A 17,861-nucleotide genomic window follows, 5' to 3' on the forward strand; every position below is an offset into this window, starting at 1 on the left:
AAGAGCAGGACAAGCAACTTAGAGTTTGATCTGTGGTTGCTGCGGCCGGTCAACTGACCGGCCGCAGTTTGTTTCTCAGGCCTTGGGACCGACGATGCGGTCGAGTGCGGCTACGGCTTCTCGGCGGGCTACTGAGAGGGCGTTGGTGCGGGGCATTCGCCAGGGGACGTCGAGCAGGTCGAGTGCCCACTGGCACAACCGCATGATGTCGGTGGACTCGTTGGAGAACATGTAGCGGGTGTACTCGTAGCGGCGGACCTCGCCGTTGGCTCGGTTGGTCGTCCAGTTCGCAACCCGGCAGCCGTCGGAGAGGAACAGACCGCGGACGAACGGTTCAGGGCGTTGGGCAACTATCTCGTGTTGCCAGTCGGCGAGGACGATCGGCCGGAGGTGTTTGCGCCCGGGACCGTGCTGGGGGAACAGACAGGGCCAGTGCTTCCAGTACGACACGAGATGGATGCAGCCGGGTGCCCGAACTCGATGGACCGGCCGTCCTGGGTTCACCGCGGTGACGACGTCTGCGGCCTCGGCGATGATGCCGGGGTAGGCGTCGTCGCACGCTATGCGGAGAGCGAAGACCGCCTTGCGGTGCTCGGACAGGCAGCCGTCGCCCAGATAGAGGCCGAGCAACTGCGAGTACTTGCCGGCCGCGAGCGTCGAATCCGTGCAGCGCGGACACGCCGTGGGATCGACCGAAGGCGCAGGGTCGTCCCGCCACGCGCGGATTGCGCTGCGGCTGACAGAAAGCCGGCGGCTGACCGAGCTCAGAGGCTCGCCCGCAGCGAGTGAGTCCAGCGCGGACTGCCGGATGCGGGCGTCGTACACGAGGAAAGCCTCGCAGCCGGGACCGACAGTTCCGGGGGAGATGGTGGTGCCCTGGGTGGGACTCGAACCCACACTGGATGCTGTTTGAGAGCACTGCCTCTGCCGATTGGGCTACCAGGGCGCTTTCGCTCGGAAATCCTAGCCCATGGGAGGCCCTGGAACTGCAACGGGCATCACCTTGCGGGCATGTCGGCTGTGCGTCTCCTCGTCCGGTGAGTCCTTGCGGTCCGCTCGCACTTCCCGCCTCGTTCGACACTCCTGTACCAGGACTGGCTTGCCGTCGTCGGCGCGAGGTGCCGCCTCGATATGGTGTCGGGTGTGACTGCTAAGCGTGTGGTGATCGCTGAGGACGAGGCTTTGATCCGGATGGATCTGGCCGAGATGCTGGCTGAGGAGGGGTACGACGTTGTCGGGCAGGCCGGGGACGGGGAGGAGGCCATTCGGCTGGCGGTCGAGCATCGGCCGGATCTGGTGATCCTGGACGTCAAGATGCCGAAGCTGGACGGGCTCAGTGCGGCGGAGAAGATCGCGGGGGAGCGGATCGCGCCGGTGCTGATGCTGACGGCGTTCTCGCAGCGGGAACTGGTCGAGCGGGCGCGTGACGCCGGTGCGATGGCGTACCTGGTGAAGCCGTTCTCCAAGGCCGACCTGCTGCCGGCGATCGAGATCGCGGCCAGCCGGTACGTCGAGCTCGCGGAGCTCGAGCGCGAGGTCGCCGACCTGTCGGAGCGGCTGGAGACCCGCAAGCTGGTCGACCGGGCCAAGTCGGTGCTGCAGACCAAGTTCGGCCTGTCCGAGCCGGACTCGTTCCGCTGGATCCAGAAGACCGCGATGGACAAGCGCGTCTCGATGCGCCAGGTCGCCGAACTGGTGGTCGACGAAGCCGGCTCCTGACCTCCAGCCCGTACGGCGAGCGCCCGCGCGATCGGCATCACCGGCGCGCCGGCCGCTGCCGCGCCCTGTCGGGGCGCGCCCGAGCAGGTGGACGCGGAGCCGGCGGAGGCCCCACCGGACCGCACCACACCGATCCGCCTCCGTCGCACCCGTGTCGGTTCGCGCCGTACGACCGCGGTCTGTTTGCCGCAGGTTCCTCCCCGCGACGACGCCTGTTCTTGCTGTTGGCAACTAAATTGGCGAGAAGGCGTCGTGGGCGTGAAAGCTGCCTGCGGGGCGGCCTAGTCTGCGAGTGCTCGCCGCGAAGCACATCGCGCGGGTCTCGCCGGGCAATACCGGCCCCGGCCTGACCATGGGCCCGAAGTGGCAGACCGCTCCGCAGCGGCAGTACGACACCTACTTCCGGACCTGCACCACCGACGCCGTCCAGGGCCCGTACGCCGCGCAGTACCTGTTCCGGACCGCGCACATCACCAAGGTCGCGACGATCAGCGACAAGAAGGCGTACGGCGAAGGCCTGGTCGGCACGTTCACCGCCGAGTTCACCAGGCTGGGCGGTGAGGTCGTCGAGGCCCAGACGGTCAACGCCGACGACCTGAACTACCAGGCGGCCATCACCAAGGTGAAGCAGCAGCACCGCCAGGCGGTCTACGTCGGGACCGAGTACGGGATCGGCGGGCCGATGTCGCAGCAGATGAAGGCCGCCGGCCTGAACGTCCCGCTGGTGGGCGGCGACGGCCTCTACGACCCGCAGTACATCAAGCTGCCACGACCAGGGTCCTGACCCTCAACAAGGTCGTCGGCGGCCGGTGGGTGGCGCAGCAGACCAAGAACTTCGGCGCGGCCAGGTAAGCACCCGACGGGGGCGGACTCATGCCACGAAAGGGCCGGGTTCGCCACCCGTTCGGGCGTGGCGGAAAGCGTGGTCTGTCCGAGGAACGAGACGGCCGTCACACAGCGTAAAACCTGGCCGATTACCTGTGGCACGCATCGGTTGTCAATGTGGCTCTGCGTGCGCTGTACCGTCACAACCGGTGACTCCGCTGAGCAAAGCCAGTTGCGACTGATGATGATGGTGCTTACAGCGGTAACGACCTCACAACACACGCTGGGTCACGTTCGCCTTGACTGCTCGGCGGGGTCTAACCTGCGGGTGCTCGCGGGAATCGCGGGGGTCCGGGGATCCGCTCGGACTATCCAGACATGGGAGGAACAGTGCACCAGCGTTCCGTAGTACGGGTCGGCGCGTCGCTGATCGTTGCGTCGTTGGCCCTGACTGCCTGCGGTTCACGCAGTGACGACAACGGTGGCGGGGGCTCCGGCGATGCGACCAAGACCGCCAAGATCGGCGTGATCGCGCCGCTGTCGGGCGACTTGTCGGCGCTTGGTCTGGGTATCCAGCACTCGGTCGAACTGGCCGTCAAGCAGGCCAACGACACCAACGCCGTTCCGGGCTGGAAGTTCGAGGTCTCGGCCAAGGACGACGAGGGCAAGACGGACCCGGCCAAGAACGCGGCCACCGCGCTCGCCGGTGACAAGGACGTGATCGGTGTCGTCGGCACCCTGAACACCAGCACGAGCCTTCAGGTTCAGCCGGTGCTCGCGCCGAAGAACATCGTCCAGGTCTCGCCGGCCAACACCGGCCCCGCCCTGACCCAGGGTGCGGACTGGCAGAAGAGCCCGAAGCGGCCGTACCCGACGTACTTCCGCACCTGCACCACGGACGCCGTCCAGGGTCCGTTCGCGGCGCGCTACCTGTACAACACCGCGAAGATCACCAAGGTCGCGACGATCCACGACAAGAAGGCGTACGGCCAGGGTCTGGTCGGCACCTTCACCGACGAGTTCAAGAAGCTCGGCGGCACGGTCACCGCGGCCGAGACGATCACCGCGGACGAGTCGAACTACACCGCGGTCGTGTCCGCGATCAAGCCGTCCGCCCCGCAGGCGGTCTACTACGGCGGTGAGTACCCGCAGGCCGGGCCGCTGTCGCAGCAGATGAAGGCGGCCGGGCTGAACGTCCCGCTCATGGGCGGCGACGGCATCTTCGACCCGAAGTACATCACCCTGGGTGGTAAGACCTCCACCAACGACCTGGCCACCTCGGTCGGCGCGCCGACCGACGCGCTGCCGTCGGCCAAGAAGTTCGTCGAGGACTACAAGGCGGCGAACTTCCCGGAGCCGTACGCGGCGTACGGCGGTTACTCCTACGACGCGGCGAACGCGATCATCAACGCGCTGAAGGAGTCCCTGAAGGACGCCACCGACGTCGAGTCGGCCCGTCCGAAGACCGTCGAGGCGCTCGGCAAGGTCTCGTTCGACGGCGTCACCGGCAAGGTCGCTTTCGACCAGTACGGCGACACCACCTCCAAGGTCCTGACCGTCTACAAGGTCGACGCCGGCAAGTGGGCGACCGTGGAGACCAAGGACTTCGAAGCCAACTAGTCGGCCTCGTGTCCGGGGGTGGGAGTGAAGGTTCTCCCACCCCCGTGGCATGTCGGCACAGAGGTAGTTAGGAGGTCGACGTGGACCAGTTCTTCCAGCAGCTCGTGAACGGGCTGACTCTCGGGTCGTTGTACGCCCTGATCGCGGTCGGGTACACCGTCGTCTACGGCATCGTGCAGCTGATCAACTTCGCGCACGGCGAGATCTTCATGATCGGCGCCTTCGGTGCGCTGACGACGTACCTGTTGTTCTTCGACGGGCACACCACGGTGTGGATCCTGCCGGTGATGATCATCGGGGCGATCATCGCCTCGACCGCCACCGCGGTGGCGATGGAACGTGTCGCGTACCGTCCCCTGCGGAACGCGCCACGGCTCGCACCGCTGATCACCGCGATCGGGATCTCGGTGTTCCTGCAGGAGTTCATCCGGCTCCTGTACGACCGGCCGCAGTGGACGCTCGTCGTGATCGCCCCGGTCGTGGTGTGGGTGGCGTACGTCGTGGCCACCCGCGGGCTGAAGCTCAACCTGAACCACCCCGTGACGAAGTGGCACGACCGGACGCCGTTGGTCGGTGCCGGTGTCGGTGCGCTGCTGGTCTGGTTCGTGGTCCGGCGTCTCGTCGACCCCGGTTACGCCTTTACGCCGGTCGTCCTGATCGGCGGCGTGGTCGTCGGTGCGGGCGCCGCCTGGCTGCTGGCCCGGTTCGGGTCCGGCGCCGAGCGCGCGAAGCTCCTGCTGACCCCGTCCCTGCAACTGGCCGGTGGGGCTGTCGTCCTGCTCGAGGTCCTCTGGCTCGTCTACCGCGAGATCCTCAGCTCGATCGAGTGGCCGAGCGCGAAGCAGCGCATCCCGTTCCCGCAGATCGACGTGGTCACCGGGTCGGCGCTGGAGCTCGGTGGCGTGACGATCCAGCGGTCGGCGATCTTCACCGTCGGCGCGCTGATCATCTGCACCGCGATCCTGTGGTACTTCATCAACCGGACCCGGCTGGGCCGCGGCATGCTCGCGGTCTCGCAGGACCCGGACACCGCCCGCCTGATGGGCATCAACGTCGACCGGATCATCGTGGTCGCGTTCGCGCTCGGCGCCGTACTGGCCGCCGTCGCCGGTGTCTCGCAGGGCTTGCAGAACAACAACATCGAGTTCCGGATGGGCTTCCTGGCCGGTCTGAAGGCGTTCACCGCCGCGGTGCTCGGTGGAATCGGCAACATCTACGGTGCGGTCGCCGGTGGTCTGGTGCTCGGCGTCGTCGAGGCGATGGCCACCCAGTACATTCCCGGCCAGTTCGGCGGGAGCACCTGGAAGGACGTCTGGGCGTTCGTCATCCTGATTCTGGTACTGGTCTTCAGGCCGCAGGGCCTGCTCGGGGCGAGGGTGGTGGATCGCGCATGACGCAGGTCGACACGACAACCGGTACGACGGAACCGGCGGCGGCGCCGTCGAAGGCCGCCTGGCCGCTCGGTCTCGCAGGTGTGGCCCTGGTGGTCGTCGGCTCCTTCCTTTCCTGGAGCTACGACGGCTCGATCCTGGGCGACCTGTCGATCAACTTCTACCCCGGCGGGCTGCAGATCCTGGCGATCGTCGCCGCCCTGCTCGCGCTGGTGCTGCTGCTGGCCGAGCGCGGTCCGCTCAGCCGGCTGAACGTCTGGCTCGACACCACCCTGGGCCTGCGGGCGCTGGGCATCACCATGGCGTTCTACATGCTGCTGGTGCTGATCGCGATCACCGTCGAGTCCGACGGCCTGATCAACGTCAACCCCGGTGGCTGGATCTCCTTCGTCGGCGCGGTCGCGCTCCTGGTCTCGTCCCGGATGCTGCCGCTGCGGACGCTGCACGACATGGGCAAGGCGAAACTGCCGGGCTGGTCGGAGATCCTCGCGATCGCCGTCCTGATGGCAGCGGTGCTGTTCGTCTCGGCGTACGCGCTGGGTCTGGACGACGCCTGGGCCTTCGTGCTCTGTCTGGTGTTCATCGCGGCCGTCGTGGCCGTGCTGTTCCGGACCGGCTCGATGACGTGGGTCGGTCACGCCGCGCAGCGGCACAAGAAGGTGCTGACGCTGTCGTCGTTCGTCGTCGCCTTCCTGTTCCCGTTCACCCAGAACGGCTCGGACGCGAACATGTCGATCGCGACCCAGGTGCTGGTCTTCGCGGCCACCGCCATGGGTCTGAACATCGTGGTCGGCCTGGCCGGCCTGCTGGACCTCGGGTACATCGCGTTCCTCGGCTCCGGCGCGTACGTCGCGGCGATGCTGTCGAACTCGGCGTTCGCGACGATCGGCTGGACCCCGCCGTTCCTGGTCGTGGTCCTGGTCGGCGCCTGCGTCGCGGCGACCTTCGGCCTGATCATCGGTTCGCCGACACTGCGGGTCTCGGGTGACTACCTGGCGATCGTGACGCTGGGCTTCGGTGAGATCTTCCGGCTCGCGATGGCCAACCTGGACGGCAACAACGGCCCGAACCTGACCAACGGCCCGAACGGCATCCCCGGCATTCCCGACCTGCAGGTGGGTGGCTTCAACTTCGGCGACGAGCACAACATCGCCGGGATCGACCTCGGGCGCTTCTCGAACTACTACTTCCTGCTGCTGGTCCTGATCGGCGGCATCATCCTGGTCTTCGCCCGGCTGAACAACAGCCGGATCGGGCGCGGCTGGGTGGCGATCCGGGAGGACGAGAAGGCCGCCGAGGCGATGGGCGTGAACGTCTTCGGCCTGAAGCTGCTGGCGTTCGCGGTCGGCGCGTTCCTGGCCGGTCTGGCCGGCACGATCAAGGCGCACCAGGACGGGGCGGTCAGTCCCGACCAGTACGTCTTCCTGGAGTCGGCGTTCCTGCTGGCGGCCATCGTGCTGGGCGGTATGGGCACCATCGCCGGTGTGTTGCTCGGTGCGACGATCCTGAAGCTGCTGCCGGAGAAGCTGCGGTTCTTCTCGGAGTACCGGCTGCTGCTGTTCGGTCTGCTGCTGGTGCTGATGATGCGGTTCCGCCCCGAGGGCCTGGTGGCCAGCCGCAGACGGCAGTTGGAGTTCCACGAAGAGGACGAGGAGCTGGCCGTGGCGGTCGAGCAAGAACTCGTCGAGGAGGCGAAATGACCGTCACGGAACCGGCGCCGAGCGCGCCGAGCACCGGCCGGCCGGTGCTGGAGGCCTCCGGCGTGACCATGCGGTTCGGTGGTCTGCTGGCCGTCAACGACGTCAACCTGACCGTCCGCGAGGGCGAGATCGTCGGGCTGATCGGCCCGAACGGCGCCGGCAAGACGACGTTCTTCAACTGCCTGACCGGGCTGTACAAGCCGACCGGTGGTCAGGTCCGGTTCGAGGGCACGCCGTTGCCGCCCAAGCCGCGGGCCGTGGTCAAGGCGGGGATGGCGCGGACGTTCCAGAACATCCGCCTGTTCGCCAACATGACCGCGCTGGAGAACGTGATGGTGGGCCGGTACTGCCGGACGTCGGCCGGTGCGCTGACGTCGGTGCTGCACGGCCCGAAGTACCGTCGCGAGGAGGCGGCCACCCGGGCGCGGGCCCAGGAGCTGCTCGAGTTCGTCGGGCTCGGCAAGTCCACCGAGCACCTCGCGCGGAACATGCCGTACGGCGACCAGCGGCGGCTCGAGATCGCCCGCGCGCTGGCCACCGACCCGAAGCTCATCCTGCTGGACGAGCCGACGGCCGGTATGAACCCGCAGGAGACCAAGCAGGCCAGCGACCTGATCTTCAAGATCCGGGACTCGGGCCTGTCGGTGGTCGTGATCGAGCACGACATGCGGTTCATCTTCAACCTGTGCGACCGGGTGCTGTGCCTGGTCCGCGGTGAGACGCTGATCGAGGGCTCGCCGGGTGAGGTGCAGTCGGACCCGCGGGTGATCGAGGCCTACATCGGCACCGGCGAGGACGACGACGAGGACGAGTCGGCCGACGACGCCAGGCCGCAGGACGTTCCGGAGGAGGGGCGATGACCGCGATGCTGGAGGTCCGCGACCTCGAGGTTGCCTACGGCAAGATCGTCGCGGTGAAGAAGATCAGCTTCTCCGTCGAGCAGGGGCAGGTGGTGTCGCTGATCGGCACCAACGGCGCCGGCAAGACGACCACGCTGCGGACGATCTCGGGCCTGCTGCGCCCGACGGCGGGCGAGATCCTGTTCCAGGGTCAGCGCATCGACGACGTACCGGCCCACGACATCGTCACGATGGGGCTGGCCCACTCGCCCGAGGGCCGGCGGATCTTCCCCCGGCTGTCGGTCGAGGAGAACCTGCTGCTCGGCGCGTTCACCCGCAACGACCAGTCGGCGATCCGGACCGACCTCGAGGCGGCGTACGCGCTGTTCCCGATCCTGGGGGAGCGGCGCAAGCAGCCGGCCGGGACGTTCTCCGGCGGTGAGCAGCAGATGCTGGCGATGGGCCGGGCGATGATGAGCCGTCCCAAGCTGCTGATGCTCGACGAGCCCTCGATGGGCCTGTCGCCGATCATGATGAAGCGGATCATGACGACCGTCACCGAGCTGCAGAAGCAGGGCACCACGATCCTGCTGGTCGAGCAGAACGCCCAGGCGGCGCTCAAGCGCGCCGACTACGGCTACGTCCTGGAGGTCGGCAAGATCGTCGTCCAGGGCACCGGCCGCGAGCTCCTGGTCAACGACGACGTCCGCAAGGCCTACCTCGGCGAGGACTAGCACCCACGTTCCACCAATAGGAGCCGAGGGCCCCCACTTGGGGGCCTTCGGCTCCTTTTGTACGGGTGGACTGTACGGGTTGTACCTGTTGTGCACGCTCGGTGACGGTTAGCGTCGGGTGCGTCAACTGATTTCCGCCCGGACGACGAGGAGGAACATCATGCGAACGCAACGATCGATCGGTGTGCTGCTGGCGTGCTGCCTGCTGATGCTGGTGGGGGTGAACACCGCGTCCGCCCACCCGGCCGATCCCGCCGCTCCGGCGCCTGCCGCCGCGGTCCCTGAGCCGCACAGCTACTACATGTGGTGCCGCAGCCCCACGGGACTGATCTCGTACCCGAAGGACCCGAGCGAGTGTCGCGGCGGGAACATCAAGATCATCTCGACGTACGACGGCGCGGTGCACGGTGCGATCGACATGTACGCGCTGGAGCACAAGCTGGTCCGGCCGTACAAGACCTGGACCGAGGCCTACCGCGCGTGCACGGCCGAGATCATCTGCGACCTGATCGTGGCGGTGGTGCAGACCTACCTGCTGAAGAAGCTGAGCATCGCGTACAAGTTCCTGCGGACCCTGCTCTGAGTGCCTGGTTGCCGTCCGCAACCGTTCAGTTGCGGACGACAACCAGGAGTTGGACGAGCAGGGGTGCGACGATCAGGGCCGGTAGGAGGTCGGCTACGGCGACCTGTTTGATCTTCAGGAGGCGGAGGGCTACGCCGATGAGGAGGAGGCCGCCAGTCGCGCCCAGGGCCGTTACGTGGGCCTCGGGGAGGACGTCGCCCAGTAGGGCGCCTACGGCGGTCATCAGGCCCTGGATGACCAGTACGACGAGCGCTGAGGCCGCGACGCCCCAGCCGAGGGAGGCGGCGAAGGCGATCGAGGCGAAGCCGTCCAGGACCGCCTTCAGGAACAGCTGGTCGGCGCCGCGGCCGAGGCCGTCGGACAGGGCGCCGAGGAACGTCAGCGGGCCGACGCAGAAGACCATCGACGCCGTCACGAACCCCTCGACGAACGTGCTCTCGCCCTCGCCACGGCTGAACCGGTGCTGCAGCCAGCTGCCGAAGCCCTCCAGGCGTTGCTCGATCTTCAGCAGCGAACCGGCGATGCCGCCGATCAGCATGGCGCCGAGCACGATCAGCACCGGGGCGCTGTCGCCGACCGCGTCGCTGAGGGCGGCGTCGCCGACGGTGAGTGCCGACGTGACCGCGATCAGCAGCGTGACCAGGCCGAGGGCGTCCGTGACCAGGTCGCGGGTCCGGCCGGGCAGGCGGTGCCCGATCAGGACGCCGAGGACCGAGCCGACAAGGACCGTCGCGACGTTCACGACGGTGCCGATTCCGATGAACAAGCGTGCTCTCCGATCGCCGGCGATCACAGCCGGTGTGGGGGTGGTCGCGTCGCTTTGCAAGCGACCTCCGAAGCCCTACTGTTGCGCGGGGACGAGCGTATCCGCCCAGTCCTGTTCACCTCGGGGGTGGATCAAGACCAGGAGGCCGACGTGGCAGCTGCCATCGAGGTGCGCGACGCACGCCCCGACGATGCCGCTGCCCTGGTGACGCTGTGGGGCGAGATGTCGATCGGCACCGGCCACCAGCGCGCGCTGGCGGCGCCGACGCCGGCTTCGGTCCGCGCTTCGCTCGCCCGGCTCGGCAAGGATCCCGGTGCCCGGCTCGTCGTCGGCGAGCTCGACGGCCACGTCAGCGGCATGGTCTATCTGCGTCGTACGCCGATCTCCCCGCTGCACGCCGAGGAGACGATGACGGTCGAGTACCTGCACGTCACCGACCACGCCCGGCGCCACGGTCTGGGCAAGGCGCTGGTCGCCGAGGCCGCCGCGTGGGCCGAGCACGAGAGCTGCCCGTACCTCGGTGTCGTCGCCCCGCCACTGGCCCGCGAGGCGAACCGGTTCCTGGCCCGCCTCGGTCTCGGACAGGCCGCCGTACTGCGGTTCGCCGGCACGCACACCGTCCGCCGCCGGCTCGCGGCCGAGCACGCGCCCAACCTGCTGGCGATGCTGTCGTCACGCCGGTCGGTGATCGCCCGGCGTGCTCAGCTCGGCCGGCACCCCGACCTCACCTTTCAGGCGGAGCCTGAACCAGACGTCACCGTTCCGGCGGAGCCTGAATCAGCTGGCAGGTGATCCGCGCCGTACAGACCCGCTTGTCCCGCTCGTCGGTGACGACGATCTCGTACGACGTGGTGGTGCGACCGAGGTAGATCGGCGTGGCCACGCCGGTCACGGTCCCTTCCCGCACGGCCCGGTGGTGCGTCGCGTTGATGTCGACGCCGACCGCGACCTTCCCGTACTGCGCCGCGTGCAGGGCCGACCCGATCGATCCCAGGCTCTCGGCCAGCACGCAGGACGCGCCGCCGTGCAGCAGCCCGTACGGCTGGGTGTTGCCCTTGACGGGCATGGTCGCCACGACCCGCTCCGGTGACGCCTCGCTGACCGCGATGCCCATCACGCTGAGCAAAGTGCCCTCGATGTCCATCCCCGGCGGCAGCGCCGTACCTTCAGTGCTCTGATCACTCACAGAGCGCAGACTACCTTCGCCCGGCGTGAGAGAAACTGTCCCTGCCAACCACTAGAGTCGGTACGTGGCTCCAGAAACTGACACGACGACGACGACCAAGGACCCGGAACCGGTGGTGGGCGACTCGCCCCGGCCGCGGATCCTGCTGCTGGACGGGCACTCGCTCGCGTACCGGGCGTTCTACGCGCTGCCGGTGGAGAACTTCTCCACCACCACAGGCCAGCACACCAACGCGGTGTACGGGTTCACCTCGATGCTGATCAACATGCTGCGCGACGAGCAGCCGACGCACATCTGCGTCGCCTTCGACGTGTCCCGCAAGACCTTCCGCGCCGAGCAGTACACGGAGTACAAGGCCGGCCGGTCGAAGTCCCCGGACGAGTTCAAGGGGCAGGTCTCGCTGGTCAAGGAGGTGCTGGAGGCGCTCCGCATCCCGACCACCGAGATCGACGGCTGGGAGGCCGACGACATCATCGCCACGCTCGCGACGCAGGCCGACGAGCAGGGCTTCGAGGTGCTGATCAGCTCCGGCGACCGCGACTCCTTCCAGTTGATCAACGACAACGTGACCGTGCTGTACCCCAAGCGCGGCGTCTCCGAGATCGCCCGGATGGACCCGGCCGCGGTCGAGGCGAAGTACGGCATCCCTCCGCGGCTCTACCCCGACCTCGCCGCGCTGGTCGGCGAGAAGAGCGACAACCTCCCCGGCGTACCGGGTGTCGGTGACAAGACCGCGGCGAAGTGGCTGAACCAGTTCGGATCGCTGAACGACGTGATCGACCGGGTCAACGAGATCAAGGGCAAGGCCGGTGAGTCGCTGCGCGAGCACCTGTCCGACGTGATCCGGAACCGGCAGATCAACGAGCTGGTCCGCGACCTGTCGCTGGACGTCGCCGTCGACGACCTGGTCCGGCACCCGTGGGACCGCGACAAGGTGCACACGCTGTTCGACAGCCTGGAGTTCCGCGTACTGCGGGAGCGGCTGGTCGCCGAGCACGAGCAGGTCGAGGAGACGATCGAGGAAGGCTTCGACCTCGAGGGCACGCAGCTGAAGCCGGGCGAGGTCGCGGCCTGGATCAAGGAGCACGTGTCGACCGGCGCGCGCACCGGTGTGGCCGTGCAGGGGACGTGGGGGCGGGGGACCGGCGAGATCACCGGGCTCGCGCTCGCGACGTCGACCGGTGCGGCGGCCTGGTTCGACCCGGCGACGCTGACGCCGGACGACGACGCGGCCTGGCAGGCCTGGCTCGCGGACGCCGCGCAGCCGAAGGCGTTGCACGACGCGAAGGGTCCGCTGCTCGGGTTCCTGGAGCGCGGGTGGACGCTGGCCGGGTTGACGTCCGACACGCAGCTGAGCGCGTACCTGGCCCGTCCGGACCAGCGGTCGTACGACCTGTCCGACCTGACCGTGCGGTACCTCAAGCGCGAGCTGCGCACCGAGGAGGCCGAGAACGGTCAGCTCAGCTTCGACGACGTCGAGGGCGGGCCGGCCGCGGACGCGACGATGCTGCGCGCCCGTGCGATCGCCGACCTGGCCGACACGCTCGACGCCGAGCTGGAGAAGCAGGCCGGTACGGCGTTGCTGGCCGACGTCGAGCTGCCGCTGATCGACGTGATCGCTGCGATGGAGCGCGACGGGATCGCGGTCGACCGGCCGTACCTGGAGCAGCTCGAGGAGCGGTTCGCGACCGGTGTCCGGGACGCGGCGGCCTCGGCGTACGAGGTGATCGGCAAGGAGATCAACCTCGGGTCGCCGAAGCAGCTGCAGGTGGTGCTGTTCGACGAGCTGCAGATGCCGAAGACCAAGCGCACCAAGACCGGGTACACGACCGACGCGGACTCGCTGCAGTCGCTGTTCGAGAAGACCGAGCACCCGTTCCTGGCCTACCTGCTCGCGCACCGCGACGCGACCCGGCTGCGGCAGACCGTCGAAGGGCTGCTGAAGACGATCAGCCCGAAGGACGCCCGGATCCACACCACGTTCAACCAGACGATCGCGGCGACCGGGCGGCTCAGCTCGACCGACCCGAACCTGCAGAACATCCCGATCCGGACCGAGGAGGGCCGGCGGATCCGCGAGGCGTTCGTCGTCGGCGAGGGCTTCGAGGCCTTGATGTCGGCCGACTACAGCCAGATCGAGATGCGGATCATGGCGCACGTGTCGGAGGACGAAGGGCTGATCTCGGCGTTCAACTCCGGCGAGGACTTCCACTCGGTGACCGCCGCGCGGGTGTTCTCGGTCGAGGCCGGCGACGTGACGCAGGAGCAGCGCGCCAAGATCAAGGCGATGAACTACGGCCTGGCGTACGGGCTGTCGGCGTACGGGCTGAGTCAGCAGCTGAAGATCGGCGTGGACGAGGCCAAGGGCCTGATGGACGAGTACTTCGAGCGCTTCGGTGGGGTGCGGGACTACCTGCGCAGCATCGTGCTCGAGGCCGGCAAGAGCGGGTACACCGAGACCATCCTCGGTCGTCGCCGCTACCTGCCCGACCTGACCAGCGACAACCGCCAGCGTCGCGAGATGGCCGAGCGGATGGCACTCAACGCCCCGATCCAGGGGTCGGCCGCCGACGTCATCAAGATGGCGATGCTCAAGGTCGACGCGTCCCTGCGTGCCTCGGGCCTCAAGTCCCGCATGCTCCTCCAGGTCCACGACGAACTGGTCTTCGAGATCGCCCCCGGCGAACGCGAAGCCCTCGAAACCCTGGTCCGCAAGGACATGGGCGCCGCCGTCGACATGGCCGTCCCGCTCGACGTCTCCGTAGGCGTAGGCCGCACGTGGCACGAAGCCGCCCACTGAGTCGATGACACAGAAGCTCCCCACCCGGATCGGGTGGGGAGCTTTTCTGTTGCTTCAGGCGAAGACCGGCGCGGGGTTGTCGGCCAGGGCGTTGGCGATGCAGAGGTCTTCGCGGGGGTGGAGTTCGGGGTGGTCGGTCAGGGGGAACCAGGCGACCTCCAGTGACTCGTCGTCGTTCACGCCCGCCTTGTCTACATGGGCTCGACCTTCGGCAACCTGTACCGGTTGAGCCAGGAATCGTCTGTCGGCGAGCGATGGTCGCGCGAGCTTCAGGCGGCGCTTCGCCGGTAGGTCAGCTGGTCACGAAGACCGGCGCGGGGTTGTTCTCCAGGGCGTTGGCGATGCAGAGGTCTTCGCGGGGGTGGAGCTCGGGGTGGTCGGTCAGGGGGAACCAGGCGACCTCCAGGGACTCGTCGTCGTTCACGCGTGCCTCGCCGCCGGTGGGGTGGCAGCGGAAGCAGAGGTCGAGGTACTGGACCTGGTCGCCGTTGGGGTAGGCCGTTGGCGGGAGGGACTCGACGCGGACCAGGCGGTCGACGACGGCCTGGACGGCGGTTTCCTCGTGGATCTCGCGGACGATCGCCTCGGCGGGTTGTTCGCCTGGTTCGAGGATGCCGGCGGGGAGGCTCCAGCGGCCGTCGTCGGCGCGGCGTACGAGGAGAAGCCGGTCGGACTCGTCGAGGACGACCGCGGTGATCCCGGGCATGCACAACAGATCGTGACCGATCTTCTCGCGCAGGGCGAGGATGAACTTCGGCGTCGTCATTCCTCGACCCTAGTCAGGGCAGGGTTACTTGATGCAAGAAATCTAAACGGTTCGCCGTATGTGGTGAACGTTTCATTGAAAATCACCGATGGTGGGCATCGAATCCACGGGGAGTGACCGCAACCCCTTTCGGCCCCCAGCGATCTGTGCCATCCTCACCAGCCAAAGATCATGGATCCTATCGGATATCTCATGAGGTCCTCGGTGACTTCAACTGGGAGGCGGCGTGCAACCAGCAGTGAGGACAGGTGGAATCCGGCGACGCAGTTTCGTCGCCGGCGCGATGGGGCTGACCGCGGCGACGACCAGCGGTCTGCTCAGCGGCTGCGGCCCGGACGAGGCGGTCGGGGCGAGTCCGGAGAGTCTCGCGGCTCCGCCGGTCACGCTCGGCCCGAAGACCGGCGGCATCCCGTACCCGGACGGCTACGTGGGCCCGGTGGCCCGCAAGCTCGGCCCGATCGTCACCGAGCCGACGAACTTCGTGGTCGTGGTCCCGCAGGACCTGACCGTCGGCGACTGGGCGAAGAACAAGTTCACCAAGTGGCTCGAGCAGCGCACCGGCATCACGATCGAGTTCCGCCAGATCGCCGGCGCCGACGAGGACGTGACGATCAAGGTCAACGCGATGATCGCCGCCGGCGACATCCCGGACGCGTTCATGGGTGTGAACTTCAGCAAGTCCCAGCTCTACCTGTACGGCGCGCAGAACCTGTTCGTCGACCAGCGGAAGTACACCGAGAAGTACGCCCCGAACCTGCAGCAGATGTTCCACGACTACCCGCTGGCCAAGAAGCTGGCGACCTCCCCGGACGGCGGCCAGTACACCTACCCGTCCTTCAACGACTGCTACCACTGCCGCGCCGGTAAGTCGCGGACCTGGATCAACACCCGCTGGCTCAAGCAGGTCGGCCTGGCGATGCCGAAGACCACCGACGAGTTCCGGGAGGTCCTTCAGGCGTTCAAGAAGGCCGACCCGGCCGGCCGCGGACGGACCCTGCCGTTCGTCGGCTACAAGGAGGACGGCACCAACCAGGTCACCGTCGACAAGTTCGTGATGAACGCGTTCCTCTTCAACCCGGCCTCGCCCTGGCTGACCGTTGCTGACGGCAAGGTTCAGGCGGCGTACTCGCAGGACGGCTGGCGCGAGGGACTCAAGTACCTCAGAACCCTGTACGCCGAGGAGCTGCTGAACCGCGACGCGTTCAGCATGACCGCCGAGCAGCTGCAGCGCGCCGGCAACAACAAGGACGGCCCGCTGCTCGGCGTGTTCCAGGGCAACTACTGGGGCAGCGCGATGGACGTCGACGTGGAGGACCCGACCGCCCGCTGGCACGACTACGAAGCCGTGCCCCCGCTGGAGGGCCCCGACGGTTTCCGGATCGCCAACTGGGACCACTACACCGGCTTCGATCCGCGGCTGGTGATCACCCGCAAGTGCCGGCGGCCTGACCTGCTGGTGAAGTGGGCGGACTTCCAGCTCGACCTCGAGGTGATGATGGCGGCGTACGCCGGGCCGGGCAGCTGGAGCTTCGCCAAGCGCGGCGACAAGGCGATCAGCGGCAAGCAGGCGCTGTTCGGCATCTCCGGGACCTGGGCGCCGGACAAGACCAAGGACACCTGGGCGCAGCGCAACCCCAACTACCGTTCCGGCGACTTCCGCCTGTCCGAGCGGGTCGACCCGACCAAGCCGACGTTCGAGAAGCCGCTGTACGAGCAGACGAGGGACCGGTACTTCCCGCACCGGGAGCCGATCGAGCAGCAGTTCCCGCCGGTCGCGCTGGAGGGCGACCAGGCCGCGCTCGACGCGTCGCTGCTGCTCGACCTGAGCGGTGAGGTCGTGCAGACGATGGCCCGCTTCGTCACCGGCAAGGCCGATCCGGCCGACGACGGCCAGTGGAAGGACTACCTAGGCCGGCTCGACAAGATCGGGCTGCGGCCGTACCTCGACATCCAGCAGGCCGCCTACGAGAGCTTCCAGGGGTGAGCGCGATGACGACGACGCAAGCCGCACCGGAACGCGAGTCCGACGACTACCTGCCCGCGGCGGTCAAGGAGACCCGCGGCGACCGGATCGTGCTGATCTGCAACTACACCGCGCTCGGGCTGTTCTCGCTCGCGGTCCTCTACCCGTTGGTCTACGTGCTGAGCGCCGCGTTCAGCGAACCGAAGAACGTCCAGTCCGGCGAGGTCTGGCTGTGGCCGGTCGGGCTCAGCCTGGAGTCGTTCCGGTCGATCTTCGACTACGACGGGATCGTCCGCGGCTTCGGCAACTCGGTGGTCTACGCGATCGGCGGCGCGCTGCTGGCGACCGCGCTGACGCTGCTGGCGGCGTACCCGCTGTCCAGGAAGGACCTGCCGGGCAAGGGGCTGATCCTCGGGCTGTTCCTGTTCACGATGATGTTCAACGGCGGGCTGATCCCGAACTACCTGGTGGTCGACCGGACCGGCCTGCTGGACACCCGCTGGGCGATGATCCTGCCGACCGCGATGGCGGTCTGGAACGTGATCATCACCCGGACCTACTTCCAGACCACGATTCCCGAGGAGCTGCACGAGTCGGCGCGGGTCGACGGCTGCAGCGACATCGGCTTCTTCTGGCGGGTCGTGCTGCCGTTGAGCAAGCCGATCATCGCGGTCAACCTGCTCTTCTACGCCGTCGCGCAGTGGAACTCCTGGTTCAACGCGCTGATCTACCTGACCAGCGAGCACCTGTTCCCGCTGCAGCTGGTGCTGAGGCAGATCCTTGTCCAGAGCAACGTCGACCCGTCCCAGGTCCGGGACGTCGCCGAGCTGCTGCGGATGAAGGAGCTGCAGGAGCAGCTGAAGTTCTCGCTGATCGTGATCGCCACCATCCCACCCCTGCTGGTCTACCCCTTTGTGCAGAAGCACTTCGTCAAGGGGGCCATGGTCGGCTCGCTGAAGGGATAACGCC

The 17,861-nt window shown here is 67.7% G+C and carries 17 protein-coding genes and 1 tRNA gene; 12 read left to right on the forward strand and 6 right to left on the reverse strand.

Annotated elements, in window-relative coordinates; translation table 11 throughout:
• Window positions 1-75: 75 nt before the first annotated feature.
• Window positions 76-897 carry a transcriptional regulator gene (locus ACYVIO_RS23680; protein WP_460653051.1) on the reverse strand — a complete coding sequence of 274 codons (822 nt, stop codon included), beginning with the start codon at window positions 895-897 and terminating at the stop codon, window positions 76-78.
• Window positions 870-946: transfer RNA gene (locus ACYVIO_RS23685), tRNA-Leu, on the reverse strand. The genes ACYVIO_RS23680 and ACYVIO_RS23685 overlap by 28 nt, the downstream gene beginning before the upstream one ends.
• Before the next feature lie 185 nt (window positions 947-1,131).
• On the opposite strand from ACYVIO_RS23685, the gene ACYVIO_RS23690 reads away from it, so the two are divergent.
• From ACYVIO_RS23690 to ACYVIO_RS23725, 8 genes are all read left to right on the forward strand, one after another.
• The gene (locus ACYVIO_RS23690) at window positions 1,132-1,719 is read left to right on the forward strand and encodes an ANTAR domain-containing response regulator (RefSeq protein ID WP_344170138.1); all 588 of its coding nucleotides are present in this window, start codon (window positions 1,132-1,134) and stop codon (window positions 1,717-1,719) included.
• A gap of 292 nt (window positions 1,720-2,011) precedes the next feature.
• The gene (locus ACYVIO_RS23695) at window positions 2,012-2,503 is read left to right on the forward strand and encodes a branched-chain amino acid ABC transporter substrate-binding protein (RefSeq protein WP_460653052.1); all 492 of its coding nucleotides are present in this window, start codon (window positions 2,012-2,014) and stop codon (window positions 2,501-2,503) included.
• 419 nt (window positions 2,504-2,922) lie between these two features.
• Window positions 2,923-4,164, forward strand: a complete 1,242-nt coding sequence (locus ACYVIO_RS23700; RefSeq protein ID WP_460653053.1) for a branched-chain amino acid ABC transporter substrate-binding protein — start codon at window positions 2,923-2,925, stop codon at window positions 4,162-4,164.
• Window positions 4,165-4,244: 80 nt separating this feature from the next.
• On the forward strand, window positions 4,245-5,558 hold the full coding sequence (locus ACYVIO_RS23705; protein ID WP_460653054.1) for a branched-chain amino acid ABC transporter permease: 1,314 nt from the start codon (window positions 4,245-4,247) through the stop codon (window positions 5,556-5,558).
• Entirely contained in the window at window positions 5,555-7,255 is a 1,701-nt protein-coding gene (locus ACYVIO_RS23710) for a branched-chain amino acid ABC transporter permease (protein ID WP_460653055.1), read from the forward strand. The genes ACYVIO_RS23705 and ACYVIO_RS23710 overlap by 4 nt, the downstream gene beginning before the upstream one ends.
• Entirely contained in the window at window positions 7,252-8,115 is an 864-nt protein-coding gene (locus tag ACYVIO_RS23715; protein ID WP_460653056.1) for an ABC transporter ATP-binding protein, read from the forward strand. Before ACYVIO_RS23710 ends, ACYVIO_RS23715 begins: the two co-directional genes overlap by 4 nt.
• Window positions 8,112-8,828 carry an ABC transporter ATP-binding protein gene (locus ACYVIO_RS23720; RefSeq protein ID WP_184794308.1) on the forward strand — a complete coding sequence of 239 codons (717 nt, stop codon included), beginning with the start codon at window positions 8,112-8,114 and terminating at the stop codon, window positions 8,826-8,828. The genes ACYVIO_RS23715 and ACYVIO_RS23720 overlap by 4 nt, the downstream gene beginning before the upstream one ends.
• Window positions 8,829-8,988: 160 nt before the next feature.
• Complete coding sequence (locus ACYVIO_RS23725) at window positions 8,989-9,411, forward strand: hypothetical protein (RefSeq protein ID WP_460653057.1); 423 nt, start codon at window positions 8,989-8,991, stop codon at window positions 9,409-9,411.
• A 25-nt stretch (window positions 9,412-9,436) separates the two neighbouring features.
• Here the strand turns inward: ACYVIO_RS23725 and ACYVIO_RS23730 are convergent, their stop codons facing one another.
• On the reverse strand, window positions 9,437-10,177 hold the full coding sequence (locus ACYVIO_RS23730) for a DUF554 domain-containing protein (protein WP_460653058.1): 741 nt from the start codon (window positions 10,175-10,177) through the stop codon (window positions 9,437-9,439).
• A 150-nt stretch (window positions 10,178-10,327) separates the two neighbouring features.
• On the opposite strand from ACYVIO_RS23730, the gene ACYVIO_RS23735 reads away from it, so the two are divergent.
• Window positions 10,328-10,969, forward strand: a complete 642-nt coding sequence (locus ACYVIO_RS23735; RefSeq protein ID WP_460653059.1) for a GNAT family N-acetyltransferase — start codon at window positions 10,328-10,330, stop codon at window positions 10,967-10,969.
• On the opposite strand, the gene ACYVIO_RS23740 is transcribed toward ACYVIO_RS23735, so the two are convergent.
• Window positions 10,932-11,321, reverse strand: a complete 390-nt coding sequence (locus ACYVIO_RS23740; protein WP_460653562.1) for a hotdog fold thioesterase — start codon at window positions 11,319-11,321, stop codon at window positions 10,932-10,934. The two genes, ACYVIO_RS23735 and ACYVIO_RS23740, sit on opposite strands and share 38 nt — an antisense overlap.
• Before the next feature lie 157 nt (window positions 11,322-11,478).
• Between ACYVIO_RS23740 and polA the strand changes: the two genes are divergently transcribed.
• Window positions 11,479-14,163, forward strand: coding sequence for a DNA polymerase I (polA, locus tag ACYVIO_RS23745; RefSeq protein WP_460653563.1), 2,685 nt, complete (start codon window positions 11,479-11,481; stop codon window positions 14,161-14,163).
• 54 nt (window positions 14,164-14,217) lie between these two features.
• Here the strand turns inward: polA and ACYVIO_RS23750 are convergent, their stop codons facing one another.
• Entirely contained in the window at window positions 14,218-14,343 is a 126-nt protein-coding gene (locus ACYVIO_RS23750; protein WP_460653060.1) for a hypothetical protein, read from the reverse strand.
• 112 nt (window positions 14,344-14,455) lie between these two features.
• Entirely contained in the window at window positions 14,456-14,929 is a 474-nt protein-coding gene (locus ACYVIO_RS23755) for an NUDIX hydrolase (RefSeq protein ID WP_460653061.1), read from the reverse strand.
• 238 nt (window positions 14,930-15,167) lie between these two features.
• On the opposite strand from ACYVIO_RS23755, the gene ACYVIO_RS23760 reads away from it, so the two are divergent.
• Window positions 15,168-16,913 (forward strand): extracellular solute-binding protein, encoded by a 1,746-nt coding sequence (locus ACYVIO_RS23760; RefSeq protein ID WP_460653062.1) that lies wholly within the window; start codon window positions 15,168-15,170, stop codon window positions 16,911-16,913.
• Between the two features lie 5 nt (window positions 16,914-16,918).
• Window positions 16,919-17,857, forward strand: a complete 939-nt coding sequence (locus ACYVIO_RS23765; RefSeq protein WP_460653063.1) for a carbohydrate ABC transporter permease — start codon at window positions 16,919-16,921, stop codon at window positions 17,855-17,857.
• Window positions 17,858-17,861: the final 4 nt, after the last annotated feature.

This window comes from Kribbella endophytica (genome assembly GCF_054781295.1).